This is a genomic window from Roseobacter phycocola (assembly GCF_042055075.2).
Taxonomy (GTDB): domain Bacteria; phylum Pseudomonadota; class Alphaproteobacteria; order Rhodobacterales; family Rhodobacteraceae; genus Roseobacter.
The window spans coordinates 3,565,663-3,578,386 of sequence record NZ_CP194010.1 but is presented as its reverse complement, the minus strand read 5'-3'; the positions used below and the strand labels follow the sequence as shown (position 1 = coordinate 3,578,386).

Here is a 12,724-nt window from a genome sequence, read left to right as displayed (position 1 = left end):
ACAGAGATGACAGAACGCCAGCTCTATCTCGGGGCCCTGACTGACAACCGCCGCTGGGATATGGTGCAGATCCGGCCAGACGACGTGTTCGTAGTGACACCGCCCAAATGCGGGACCACCTGGATGCAGACAATCGTGGCCCTGCTCTTTTCCGGCGATCCGGATGTCGAAACGGACCTGTCAGTCAGAATGCCCTGGGTCGACATCCGCATCCGGGAGATCACGGAGGTGGCCACGCGCCTTGAGGCCATGACCCATCGCCGGAGCATGAAAACCCACACGCCGATGGACGGGCTGCCGATGCACAATCGGGCACAGTACGTCTGTGTGTTCCGCCACCCGCTGGATGCGCATTTCTCTTTCCGCAAACACGTGCGCAACATCCCGATCCCCTGGTTCAATCACTGGTATCCCGAAGACGACACCGACGGGACGGCGTTCCGCCGCTTTCTGGATGGCGGGCCCGAAGGGTTTGATACCGATGCCATGCCGCTGGCCCATATCCTCCGGCACTACAAAGTCGCGCGGGCGGCGGCTCGTGCGAACGTGTCACTGTTCCACTACGCGGATATGACACGCGACCTGGCGGGTACCTTTGACCGGCTCGCCGGCCTGCTGGACATCTCCCATCCGCCAGAGCTGATGGATCAGCTGGTGCAGGCCGCAACCTTCGGCAATATGAGCCGGAACCCCGAACGCTATGCTCCGTCGGGCGGCAAAGGGTTCTTCAGGTCGGATGCGGCCTTTTTCGACAGCGGCACCAGCGGGAAATGGAACGGCCAGCTGTCGGATGCCGAACTGGCCGCCTATGACGCGATGATGGATGCCCATCTGACGCCCGCGGAACGCGCCTGGCTGGAAAACGGCACCGCCTGATCCGCGCCCGCTGTCAGCGTTGCGACATCAGCAGCCGCAGCGCCAGACCGGCAAACACAACGCCCGCGATCCGGTTCAGCGCCACCTGCGCGCCCGGGCTTTGCCCCAGCCACTGGCCCAGAAATCCCGCAGCCCAGGCCACAGCGCTGAAAATCACCAGCGCGCACAGGCCGAACACCAGGCCAAAGAGGAAAATCTGCGCCGTCACAGACCCCCGCGCGGGGTCGGCAAACTGCGGCAGAAACGCCAGGAAAAAGATCGCGACCTTCGGATTGGTCAGGTTCATGATCACCCCCCGCCCATAAAGGCGCGCGGCGGGCAGCCGGTCAGAACCGGCACCGGTGACATCCGTGGCACCGGCCCGGAAAGACTTCCACGCAAGCCACAGCAGATAGGCCGCACCGGCGATCTTCAGCAGCGTAAAAGCGGCCTGCGAGGTCTGGAAAATCACCGCCACGCCCAGCGCCACAAGCGTCGTGTGAACAAGGACACCCGTCACCAGGCCCAGGGTGACCAGCACACCCGCCATCCGGCCGCTCAGCGCTGCCTGGGTCAGCACAAAAATATTGTCCGGCCCGGGCGCCAGTGCCAGCGCCACGCAGGCGGCAACAAATACAAAAAGAACGTCAGGCGGGATCATGGCAGGCCTCATTGATGATTGCGCTGATGAACGCTGGCGCGCACGCCGGTGTCAAGGCGTCCTGGCACCTTGCGGCCCGGTCCGATTTCCCCGATGGTCGCGACCGAAGCAACCGCAGGACGCGACAACAGGCTTATGGACATCCGCGCAATTCTGATGGGGCTGGCGTTTGCGGTCATGTGGTCTTCGGCCTTTACTTCTGCGCGGATCATCGTGGCAGATGCTTCGCCAATGGCCGCCCTGACGCTGCGCTATGCCATCTCCGGCCTGCTGGGCGTCGGGATCGCGCTGGCTCTGGGCCAGTCCTGGCGTCTGACGCCTGCGCAATGGCGTGCAACGATCCTCTTTGGTGTATTGCAGAACGCTGTCTATCTGGGCCTGAATTTCGTGGCGATGCAGACGATCCAGGCTTCGGTCGCTGCAATCATTGCCTCGACCATGCCGCTGCTGGTGGCGCTGGCGGGCTGGATGTTTCTGGGCGAACGTCTGCGGCCTCTGGGCATTGCCGGTCTGATTGCCGGCGTGGCGGGCGTCAGCCTTATCATGGGCGCGCGCATCGACGGTGGCGTTGACCTGACCGGCCTGTTGCTTTGCGGCATCGCCGTGGTTGCCCTGACCATCGCAACACTATCGGTGCGCGGCGCCACATCGGGTGGCAACTTCCTGATGATTGTCGGGCTGCAGATGCTGGTGGGGTGTGTCGCCTGCGGGCTGGCCACGCTTCTGTTCGAAACACCCCGGCTGGACCCAAGCTGGACGCTTGCGGCGGCCTTTGCCTATACGACGCTGGTGCCTGGTCTGGCCGCGACCTTCGTATGGTTCTGGCTGGTCAACCGGATCGGCGCCACACGGGCGGCGACTTTCCACTTTCTCAACCCGTTCTTCGGGGTCGCCATTGCGGCCCTTCTGCTGTCCGAGCCTCTGGGTGGCCGGGATGTTCTGGGCGTTGTGATCATTGCCCTGGGGATCCTCGCCGTGCAGATTTCGCGACAAAGGGTGTCGTAAACGCGGTTTTTGGATTTCCCGAAAGCGGCTACCCTGCGCCGACATTCACCGGGATACGCAGCCGATGAGCGACGCACCGCCCCTCAGATCCTATGCCTTTCTGCTGATCCCAGGGTTTTCGCAGCTTGGCTTTTCCTGCGCGCTTGAGGCGCTGAGCCTCGCCAACCGCTATCCGTCCGGCGGGCCGTTTTATTCCTGGCGGGTGCTGTCGGAAACAGGGGAATCTGTGCGCGCGTATAACGGTGTGCCGGTTGGCGTCGACGGCGGGCTCGAAGAGCTGGCGCGCGATGAAACCATCGTTATCTGCGCCGGCGAGGATGTCGGACAGAACACCAGCCGCAAGGCACTGAACTGGCTGCGCCGCGAGGTCCGCAAGGGCATGGATTACGGCGCGCTGTCCTCGGGCACCTACGTTCTGGCTCTGGCGGGGCTGGTGGCGGGCAAGAGGGTGACCACGCACTGGGAATACCGCTCCGCCCTGACCGAAGTACTGCCCGATGTGATTATGGAAGACAGCATCTTTTCCGCAGACGGCCGGGTTTTCACGACGGCCGGCGGGGCCGCGTCCATGGATATGATGCTCGACCGGATCCGCCGCGAACACGGCGATGATCTGGCCACCTGGGTTGCGGATCAGATGGTCTACACCGATCCGCGCCTGCCCGATCACGCCCAGCGCACCGCCCTGCAGCCCCGCACACGGGTCCGCAATGCCAAGCTCGCGCTGGCCATGCAGATCATGGAAAACAATATCGAAGACCCGCTGACCCCGGATGAGATTTCCGCGCTTGTTGGTCTGTCCACGCGCCAGCTGGAACGGCTCTTTGCCCGCTATGTCGGGAATTCACCCAAGCGTCACTATCTGCGTCTGCGGCTGGAGAAAGCGCGCGATCTTCTGCGCCAGACGGATTTTTCGGTGACGGACGTCTGTGTCACCTGCGGGTTCAAATCCCTGTCACATTTCTCCAAGAGCTACCGCGCCGCCTATGGGATCAGCCCCGGGCTGGAAGGGGGCAGCGCGCGCCTGATGTGGCGCGATGACGGCTGACCGTCAGGTTTTGCGGAAACGCACGAGCAGGCCCCTGTCGTCCCGGTGCGCGCCCGTGGCCCCGGGCCCGTAGATCGGCGCCTCAACCTGCTCAAACCCGGTGATCCTGTCGCCGAAGCTGTCGAATCTTTCCGCAAACCCTGCGTCGTGGAAGAGCTCCGGTTTGATGGTCACCACAAAGAGCGCGCCGGGTGCCGCAACCCGCATCAGTTCATCAAAGGCCGCTGGCCCGACGTGGCCATGGGTAAAGGTGCCCGAACTCACAACACCCTGCCATGCTGCGTCCGGCAGCGGCAGCGGCTGCGTCATGTCGGCAACCACCAGATCGCGGTAAACATCCTTGCGCCGCGCCACCTCCAGCATCTCCGGCGACAGGTCCAGCCCGTCCACCGGCGCAATGCCCTGCGCTGCCAGCGCCTGCCCCAGAAGACCGGTGCCCGCGCCCGCATCCAGGACCGGCCCCGTCCCGCCACATGCGGCAAACATCCGGGCGACCTGGCCTGGCATCAGGAAATCCATCGCCTTGGCGAAGGTGTCCTCATAGGTCTCTGCCCAGCCGGCATACAGCGCCCGGTTGTCATCGGGTGTTTCAAGCGCATAAGCGGCATCAAGATCATGTTTGTCAGCTGGCATCCCGGATCCTCCCGGTGCCAGTCTGGCATTCAGGACCCCTGCAGCAAAGCCTCAATTGCACCGGTGATCTCTCCGGACATCGGCTTTGTGCGGGACCCCCAGGTGTCAATCACCGCGCCATCCGGACCAATCAGCACCTTGTTGAAGTTCCAGCGCGGCACAAATCCCGTCTCTTCCCGGACCTCGCGATAGAACGGGTGCGCCTGGCGCCCCTTGACGCGGGTGATATCCGCCATCGGCAGGTCCAGCGCAAAATTCAGCTCGCAGAACTCCTTCACCTCTTCGGCACTGTCCAGCTCCTGGCTGAAATCGTCGGACGGGACGGCAAGAACCACCAGCCCCTGATCACGGTATCGGTCATAGAGCGCCTGCAGCCCGTCATACTGGCCGGTGAAACCGCATTGCGACGCGGTGTTCACCACCAGCACCGGCCGGCCTTCCCAGTCTGCTGTTTCCAGCGTGCCACCGTCTATGGAGGCAAAGCTGTGAGGTCCCATGCCGGCGAGCGCTGTGCCTGCCGACAGGATGAATGCCAGTACCGTTGCGGGTCGTTTCATTGTCGCCTCCTGGTCCGCCTGGGGGTCATATAGGTCCCGTTTCCCCTCAGACACGTGATCACCCACCGAATAGTTTCCTCTTTTCATCGCGCGGCGGGCTCTTATCTTCTGAAGCAAAGGTAAACGGGAGACCCTTATGCCCAGATATGAAAAAACCGACGAAGCCATCCGGAAACTGTCACTGGAAGAATTCCGCGTGACCCAGCAGAACGGCACCGAACGGCCCGGCACCGGCAAACTGCTCGGCAACAAAGAGCCGGGTATCTACGTGGACATCGTCTCCGGCGAGCCGCTTTTTGCCTCTGCCGACAAATACGAAAGCGGCTGTGGCTGGCCAAGCTTCACCAAACCGATTGAGCCTGCCCATGTGCAGGAGCTGAGCGACACAACCCTGGGCATGGTCCGTACCGAGGTCCGCTCGACCTATGGGGACAGCCACCTTGGCCATGTGTTCCCGGACGGGCCTGTGGACCGTGGCGGTCTGCGGTATTGCATCAACTCCGCGTCGCTGCGTTTTGTGCACCGCGACGACATGCAGGCCGAAGGCTACGGCGACTACCTTGATCAGGTGGAGGATGTGGCATGAGCACTGAACGCGCTGTACTGGCCGGTGGCTGTTTCTGGGGCATGCAGGATCTGATCCGCAAGCGCCCGGGCGTCCTGTCGACCCGTGTTGGATATACGGGCGGCGACGTGGCCAACGCCACCTACCGCAATCATGGCACCCACGCTGAAGGGATCGAGGTGATCTTTGATCCGGACGTCATCAGCTACCGCGATCTGCTGGAGCTGTTTTTCCAGATCCACGATCCCACGACGCTGAACCGGCAGGGCAATGACATCGGGCTCAGCTACCGCTCGGCCATCTACTATGTGGATGACGCGCAAAAGCAGGTGGCGGTCGATACAATCGCCGATGTAGAGGCGTCCGGTATCTGGCCCGGCAAGGTCGTCACCGAAGTTGAGGAAGTGGGTCCGTTCTGGGAAGCAGAACCGGAGCATCAGGACTATCTGGAGCGTTTCCCGAACGGCTACACCTGCCACTTCCCGCGTGCAGACTGGGTACTGCCCAAACGCACCGCAGCGGCCGAATAATATCTCTGGTTTCTGCCGCAGCCGCTGCGGCAGAAACGCTGCGGTTTTCTTCCCGAAAATGCAACCTGAAGGCGTGCAGATAAAGAAGTTTTTAAGGTCCGGATGCGTAGAACCCCTGAAACCATCAGGAGATTGCTATGCCATTTTTCGCGCGCAAGGCGGATCGGAAGAATAACGCGGCAGCCCCCGCGGATGCACTGCTGGACGCACTGAGCACGAACCATGGTCTTGTCTGGTTCGACCGCGCCGGGACAATCGTCCGTGTGAACGAAAAATTCTGTGAGATAACAGGCTATTCCCCGGAAACCGCGCTGGGTGTCCGCCATGATGATCTGATCGATCATTCGCAGGCGGAGGCGCGCGACGACACCTCTTTTGCGGATGCTCTGGAGCGTGGCACCTCCGCTACGTACATCCTGCCCCGGAAAACATACGACGGCAGATCACTGTGGGTGTCCGCCACCTACCTGCCCCTGGCGGAAAAGGATCATAACGGTGCCAGTCTGGTAAAAATCCTGCGCGATGTGACCCAGCGCGAAAATGATGCGCGCAACATCCGCAGTCAGTTCGAGGCAATCTCGCGCGAACAGGCAAAGGTGCTTTTTGGCACAGATGGCATCGTGCTGGAGACAAATGAGCGGTTTCTGGAGATCACCGGCTATGACGAAAGTGATGTGGTGGGCAAGCACCACACGATGTTCATCCATGAAGAGTACGAAGGTACCGACAAATACGCACAGTTCTGGCAGCAGATCAGCGAAGGCGAGCTGAAGTCAGGCATTTTCAAGCGGTTCGGCAAAAACGAGCGGCCGATGTGGCTTCACTGCAGCTACGCTCCGGTGCTGAACACACATGGCGAACAGATCGGTGTGCTGAAAATAGCCGATGACGTGACAGAGCGCGAAGAAGCCTCTGACCAGGTTAAAGCCATCGCACGGGTGCAGGCCGTGATCGAGTTCGACATGGACGGTCATATCCGGACGGCTAACGATCTGTTCCTGAACGCGATGGGATACACCCTTGATGAGATCAGGGGCAAACATCACAGCATCTTCATGCCCGATGGCGAGGCCGCGTCAAAGGAGTACCGCGAGCACTGGGAAATCCTGAAATCCGGCAAATTTCACGTCGGCGAGTACCGGCGCAGGCACAAGGACGGCTCCGACGTCTGGATTGAGGCGACCTACAACCCCGTTTTCGGGCCTAATGGTGATCCGGTCAAAGTGGTCAAATTTGCCTCCGATATCACACCACGGAAATTCGCTGTGAAAGAGCTCAGCGAAGGGCTGTCCGAGCTGGCCACAGGCAATCTCGGCGTTCATCTGGACGAGCCTTTTTCCTCCGGATACGAACCGCTGCGCCGGAATTTCAACACGACCCAGGAACGGCTGCGGACACTTGTAAGCAACGTCATCGGCTCGTCCGAACAGATCCACGCAGGCATCACAGATATTTCCGGCGCCTCCTCCAGCCTCAGCCAGCGTACTGAACAGCAGGCGTCAGATCTGGAACAGACCGCCAGCGCGATCACGCAGATGTCCGCCTCGCTGAAATCCACAGCTGAGACAGCGCAGTCAACCGCGTCCGAGGTTGTGAAGACACGCACGCACGCCAAAGGCGGGTCAGACATCATGTCCGAAGCGCGCGCCGCCATGGACGCGATCGCGGAAAGCTCGTCGGAAATCTCCAAAATCACCTCTGTGATCGACGACATCGCGTTTCAGACCAATCTGCTCGCGCTCAATGCTGGTGTTGAGGCCGCACGCGCCGGAGAGGCCGGTCGCGGCTTTGCAGTCGTGGCATCAGAGGTGCGCGCGCTGGCGCAGCGTTCCTCAGAGGCCGCAACGCAGATTGCCGCCCTGATCACCACATCTTCGGGCCAGGTCAGCCAGGGCGTCGATCTTGTATCCCGGACCGGCGATGCGCTGGCAGAGATCGAGAAAGCCGTCGCAAATGTGTCCGACATGGTCAGCGAAATGGCCACGGCCGCGACCGAGCAATCAGGTGGCCTGTCGGAAATCTCGACCTCAATCGGCAATCTGGACAGTGTCACACAGAAAAACGCCGCAATGTTCGAGGAAACCAACGCTGCAACACAATTGCTGGCGAACGAAGTGACCGCGCTCAGCGCACATACCTCTTCATTCCGCACAGGCGACGAGGATGCGAACCGCCGCTCTCAGACCTCCACACGGCTGGCGTCCTGAACACCGTCCTCAGGCGCCACGCGCGGCCGGCCTGTCGCCTCAACGGTGACAACCGCCTCGACAAACACGCGCCGCCCTTCGGTTTCGGCCGTTTTGACATCGCGCGCCGTGCTGGTGCTGATATCGCCTGCTCCGGCACTTTTTGCCCGCCGCACCGCATCCCCGCGTAACCTGGCCTCCAGCGCTGCAAGCGCGGCCGCCTCACTGGCAAAATCCTCCGGCGCTCCGGGCCCATGCACGCGGTACACCCCTTCTCCGGCTGATGTCACCTGCCCGGTTTCGCGCATCGTGACCCGCCCGGCCACGGCACCGATGGCATTGGCCACCCCCCCATGCTCCGGCAGGATCATTCCGGTGCCAACCATCCTGCCCACTTCCGGGTAATAAAACCGGGCGGACGCACCGAGGCCCACCACCGGCAGATTCAGCCCGGCGTCCAGCCGCACCATGTTCCGGTGCCCCGACAGCCCGCGCTGCACCAGCAGATGCCGCGCCATCTCCCCGGGTGCCTCCGACAGCGCGCCGTCTTCTTCGGCAAACCCCGCCTCCAGAAGCGCTGTCGTGGTTTGCAGCGTAAGCTGCCCGATGATCATCAGCGCCATATCTTCTGCGTTTTCTGCATAGACCGAACCGGATCCTGCGCGCCGCCGCGCCATCAGAGACAGTGCTTTGCGCGCGGCCTCACCATCCCAGTCCGCAAGCCCGCCCGTAACATGGCTGGCATCCGACGGCGTCACAGCACTGATCTGCACCAGGCCGCGCTCCACCAGTCGGCGCAGCGCTTCATGCTCCACCCGCATCCGCAACACGGGCCCCAGCGGCTGTACTTGCGGTGTGATCCGCTCGAGCAGCGCCGCCTCCCGCGCGCCCAGGCCTTCGGCATTCTGCCCTCCGACACGCCGCACAAACCGCCCGTCGAACTCGCCCGGCACAGTGCTGCGCAGCTGCTGATCCAGCGTTTCATGCACGACCTCAGGCGCGGATACCGCTGCCAGCGACACCGGCAGCACCCGCCGCGGGCCCAGAAAAACACCGCCCTCCAGCCCCTCGCTCCGCAGATGGACCTCGCTGTCCCCGCCCAGCCCGGTCGTGCGCATCGCCACAGCCTCAACCATCGTCCGGAACCCACCAACGCGCGCACCCGCCGGATCAACCGACGGGCGGCCATCCCGCAACAGCGCGATGTCCGTCGTTGTCCCGCCGATGTCGCTGACCAGCGCATCACCGGCCCCCGTCAGCCAGCGCGCGCCAACGATCGACGCCGCAGGTCCCGACAGAATCGTCTCGATCGGTTTATCCCGCGCCTGTTCCGCGGAAATCAGTGCCCCATCGCCCCGCACCACCATCATCGGTGCCTCAATCCCGATCTCATCCAGCACCGCACCGGCCCGCCCGATCAGACGTTCGATCATCCCGATCAGACGGGCATTCAGCAGCGCGGTCAGCGCCCGCTTGGGCCCGTTCAGCTTTGCAGAAAGCTGATGAGACGCCGATACCGGGCGCTGCGTTTCCGCCCGGATAATCTCCGCCGCCCGGGTTTCATGGGTCGGATTGCGCGTGGCAAACTGTGACGCCACCGCAAAACCGCTGACCTCCGGTCCCCAGCGCCGGGCGAACGCCCGAAGTGCCGCCTCGTCCAGTTCTGCCGCCTCTGCGCCTGCATGGTTGTGGCCGCCCGCGCAGATCAGAACCGGATCGCCCCGCAGTGCCTCCCGCAGGCCATGCGCCTCCAGATCACGCTCCCGGAACCCGATGAAAACCAGCGCCGCCCGACCCCCTTGGCCTTCAACCAGCGCATTGGTGGCCAGCGTTGTCGACAGGGACGCCAGCGCAATGTCCTCAGGCCGCACGCCTGAACTCTGCAGCACCCGGCGCACGGCCTCACCGATGCCTGACGCCAGATCCTCGCGCGTGGTCAGGGCCTTGGCCGAGGCAAGCACCCGTTCCTCATCCTCCAGAAGAACCGCATCCGTATAGGTGCCACCTGTATCCACACCCAGCAAAACTGCCATCCGACATCTCCTTTGTCCTGGCCACCCTTATCCGCTGTGGTGGGATTTTCCAGTCAGAACGCGTCAGAGGCTGCGCAATTGCGTCACCGCCCAGCGCGCCGCGTCGGCAACGGCCGCATCCGGGTCCCCGCAAAGCGCTTCTGCTGCAGGCAACAGCTCCGGCAACCCCGAATTCCCGATGGCATACAGCACATTGCGCACAAACCTGTCGCGACCGATACGTTTGACGGGGGATCCGGAAAACTTTGCCCGGAATGCCGCATCGTTCAGAGCGGCAAGCTCCGCCAGCGCCGGTGCCTCCAGAGAGCCATCTCCCAGCAGGCGCATATCCCGGGCCGCCACCGCGAATTTGTTCCAGGGGCAGACGGCAAGACAATCGTCACAGCCATAGATGCGGTTGCCCAGTGCCGCGCGCAGGTCCTCAGCCACCGGCCCTTTGTGCTCAATGGTCAGATAGGAAATGCACCGCCGCGCATCGAGACGGTAAGGTGCGGGAAAGGCATCCGTCGGACAGATATCCAGACACGCCCGGCACGATCCGCAATGATCCGCCTCCGCTTCATCCGGATCCACCTCAAGCGTTGTGAAAACCGCCCCCAGAAAGGCCCAGTTGCCCCAGTCCCTGCTGACCAGATTGGTGTGTTTGCCCTGCCAGCCCAGGCCCGCCGCCGCGGCCAGCGCCTTTTCCGGCACGGGGGCTGTGTCCACAAACACCTTCACCTCGCAACCATTTTCCTGCACCAGCCAGCGCGCCAGACGTTTCAGGCGCTTTTTCACAACGTCATGATAATCCCGGCCCTGCGCATAGACCGACACGGCGGCACGGTCCGGCAACTCAAGGACAGACAAAGGATCAAAACGCGGCGTGTAACTTTCGGCCAGCATGATCACACTGCGCGCCTGAGGCCACAGCACCTGAGGCGCGGACCGCCAGTGCATCCGCTCCTCCATCCATGCCATCTGCCCGTGATATCCGGCGTCAACAAACGCCCTTAGACGCTCCGGCACCTCCGGAACAGCATCCGGACGACACACCCCACAGGCCACAAACCCCTCTTCCAGCGCCCGGGCGACGATCCTGTGCTTCAGCGCCGTCACGGTTTCTTCTGGCCGGAAATATCCCCGGGGGTCCGGGGGCAGGCAGCCCCCGGCCGTGGATCAGAAATCCAGATCATTGTAATGACGCGGCGGCGGGAACCCCGGCACCTGATCCGCCAGAATGGACCGGAACGCGGGGCGGGATTTGATCTTGGCGTACCAGTCCTTCACCACCTCGGACCGGTTCCAGTCCACGTCTGAAATATAATCCAGTGCACTCATATGCGCAGCGGCGGCAAAATCCGCGAGGGTCATCACGTCGCCCGCCAGCCAGCGCCGGTGATCCAGCAGCCAGGTCATGTAATCCAGGTGATACTTGATCGCTTTTGCGCCGGATTTCACGTTGCCGCTGTCCGGATACCCCTGGCCGGTCACCTTCTTGTTGACCCGCTCATACAGCAGTTTTGACGTCACCTCCTGGTGAAACTTGTCGTCAAACCACCCCACGATGCGCCGCACTTCCTGACGGGCAACCGGATCTTTCGGCATCAAAGGCGGCTCGGGCCGCGTCTCCTCGATGTACTCACAGATCGCCGCACTCTCGGCCATCATGATGCCGTCAATGCGCAGCACAGGCACTTTGCCAGCCGGGTTGCGCCGCATGAAATCGGCATCCTGCTCCCAGTATTTCTCTTCGACCAGCTCGGTTTCTATCTTCTTTTCAGCGAGGCTGAGCCGCACCTTGCGGCAGAAGGGAGAAAGAGGGACGTGAAAAAGTCGCGCCATGCGGGTATCCCGGAGTTCTGAAATCATCTCTTCAATGCCCGGTTGACCGCCGGGATTCAACTCTCGAAACAGTCTGATCTGCCGTCTTTGCTGATTGTCGCCGCCCCCGACAGGATGGCACGGGTCCGTTTGCGCACGAAATCTGATGGCCGGGACGCCGACCGGCCCTTCGGATCCGGCAGGATCGCTGCCAGCCGCGCCGCCTGCAGATCCGAGAGCCGGTCCGGCGTAACCCCAAAATAATGATCCGCCGCCGCTTTGACCCCGAAGACACCCTCATCAAACTCGGCGATGTTCAGATAGACCTCGACGATCCGCCGCTTCGACCACATCAGCTCCATCAGCGGCGTCATCAGCGCTTCAAGCGCTTTGCGGGTGTAATTGCGCCCGTGCCACAGGTAAACATTCTTGACCGTCTGCTGACTTATCGTCGAAGCACCCCGGTTGCCGCCATCCTCAATCGCCTCGCGGATCGCCTGAACGTCAAAACCCCAGTGATTGCAGAAATTTGCATCCTCCGCAGCGACCACGGACCGCGCCATCGCCGGCGCCACCGCGTCGATAGACACCCAGTCATAACTCACACCGCCCAGACGGCGGCTTTCGGAAAACATGTAGGGCGTCGTCCAGGGGTTGATCACAGTGCCCAGACCGATCAGCACCAGGACCAGAACGGCAACGCCAAGTACCCCGCGCACAAACCAGCGGCGGGCCGCGCGCAAAAACAGCTGCGGCGCCGACGGTTGTCTCTTTTTGCGGGGACGCGTCGTCCTGGTCTTACGTTTTGCCATGGCCCGGGTATAGGCGGGCCATGGCAGCTTGTGAAC

Annotated in this window: 13 protein-coding genes; 6 read left to right on the top strand and 7 right to left on the bottom strand. The window is 62.4% G+C overall.

All coding sequences use genetic code 11. The features are described from left to right. Positions 1–6 precede the first annotated feature (6 nt). Positions 7–876: a sulfotransferase domain-containing protein gene (locus tag AB4K19_RS17740; protein WP_436398460.1), complete on the top strand. Its 870-nt coding sequence runs from the start codon at positions 7–9 to the stop codon at positions 874–876. Between the two features lie 13 nt (positions 877–889). On the opposite strand, the gene AB4K19_RS17735 is transcribed toward AB4K19_RS17740, so the two are convergent. Next, positions 890–1,516, bottom strand: a complete 627-nt coding sequence (locus AB4K19_RS17735) for a LysE family translocator (protein WP_436398458.1) — start codon at positions 1,514–1,516, stop codon at positions 890–892. Between the two features lie 135 nt (positions 1,517–1,651). On the opposite strand from AB4K19_RS17735, the gene AB4K19_RS17730 reads away from it, so the two are divergent. Both AB4K19_RS17730 and AB4K19_RS17725 read left to right on the top strand, forming a co-directional pair. Continuing rightward, complete coding sequence (locus AB4K19_RS17730; protein ID WP_375230925.1) at positions 1,652–2,521, top strand: DMT family transporter; 870 nt, start codon at positions 1,652–1,654, stop codon at positions 2,519–2,521. A gap of 64 nt (positions 2,522–2,585) precedes the next feature. After that, complete coding sequence (locus tag AB4K19_RS17725) at positions 2,586–3,569, top strand: GlxA family transcriptional regulator (RefSeq protein WP_375229583.1); 984 nt, start codon at positions 2,586–2,588, stop codon at positions 3,567–3,569. A gap of 3 nt (positions 3,570–3,572) precedes the next feature. Here the strand turns inward: AB4K19_RS17725 and AB4K19_RS17720 are convergent, their stop codons facing one another. Both AB4K19_RS17720 and AB4K19_RS17715 read right to left on the bottom strand, forming a co-directional pair. Next, positions 3,573–4,202, bottom strand: a complete 630-nt coding sequence (locus AB4K19_RS17720; protein ID WP_375229582.1) for a class I SAM-dependent DNA methyltransferase — start codon at positions 4,200–4,202, stop codon at positions 3,573–3,575. A 29-nt stretch (positions 4,203–4,231) separates the two neighbouring features. Continuing rightward, entirely contained in the window at positions 4,232–4,759 is a 528-nt protein-coding gene (locus AB4K19_RS17715; RefSeq protein WP_375229581.1) for a glutathione peroxidase, read from the bottom strand. Between the two features lie 136 nt (positions 4,760–4,895). Here AB4K19_RS17715 and msrB point away from each other — a divergent pair, with 136 nt between their 5' ends. The 3 genes from msrB (at position 4,896) to AB4K19_RS17700 (ending at position 8,061) form a co-directional block, all read left to right on the top strand. Beyond that, a complete protein-coding gene (msrB, locus tag AB4K19_RS17710; protein WP_375229580.1) occupies positions 4,896–5,345 on the top strand; it encodes a peptide-methionine (R)-S-oxide reductase MsrB in 450 nt (149 codons plus the stop codon). Further along, complete coding sequence (gene msrA / locus AB4K19_RS17705; RefSeq protein ID WP_375229579.1) at positions 5,342–5,854, top strand: peptide-methionine (S)-S-oxide reductase MsrA; 513 nt, start codon at positions 5,342–5,344, stop codon at positions 5,852–5,854. Before msrB ends, msrA begins: the two co-directional genes overlap by 4 nt. Positions 5,855–5,991: 137 nt before the next feature. Next, complete coding sequence (locus tag AB4K19_RS17700; RefSeq protein WP_375229578.1) at positions 5,992–8,061, top strand: methyl-accepting chemotaxis protein; 2,070 nt, start codon at positions 5,992–5,994, stop codon at positions 8,059–8,061. Here the strand turns inward: AB4K19_RS17700 and AB4K19_RS17695 are convergent. The 4 genes from AB4K19_RS17695 to mtgA form a co-directional block, all read right to left on the bottom strand. Beyond that, positions 8,034–10,073 carry a hydantoinase/oxoprolinase N-terminal domain-containing protein gene (locus AB4K19_RS17695; RefSeq protein WP_436398455.1) on the bottom strand — a complete coding sequence of 680 codons (2,040 nt, stop codon included), beginning with the start codon at positions 10,071–10,073 and terminating at the stop codon, positions 8,034–8,036. The genes AB4K19_RS17700 and AB4K19_RS17695 overlap by 28 nt on opposite strands. Before the next feature lie 63 nt (positions 10,074–10,136). Further along, positions 10,137–11,171: a tRNA epoxyqueuosine(34) reductase QueG gene (gene queG, locus AB4K19_RS17690; protein WP_375229577.1), complete on the bottom strand. Its 1,035-nt coding sequence runs from the start codon at positions 11,169–11,171 to the stop codon at positions 10,137–10,139. A 60-nt stretch (positions 11,172–11,231) separates the two neighbouring features. Beyond that, a complete protein-coding gene (fzlA, locus tag AB4K19_RS17685) occupies positions 11,232–11,897 on the bottom strand; it encodes an FtsZ-binding protein FzlA (RefSeq protein ID WP_375229576.1) in 666 nt (221 codons plus the stop codon). A gap of 56 nt (positions 11,898–11,953) precedes the next feature. Next, positions 11,954–12,688 carry a monofunctional biosynthetic peptidoglycan transglycosylase gene (gene mtgA / locus AB4K19_RS17680; RefSeq protein WP_375229575.1) on the bottom strand — a complete coding sequence of 245 codons (735 nt, stop codon included), beginning with the start codon at positions 12,686–12,688 and terminating at the stop codon, positions 11,954–11,956. Positions 12,689–12,724: the final 36 nt, after the last annotated feature.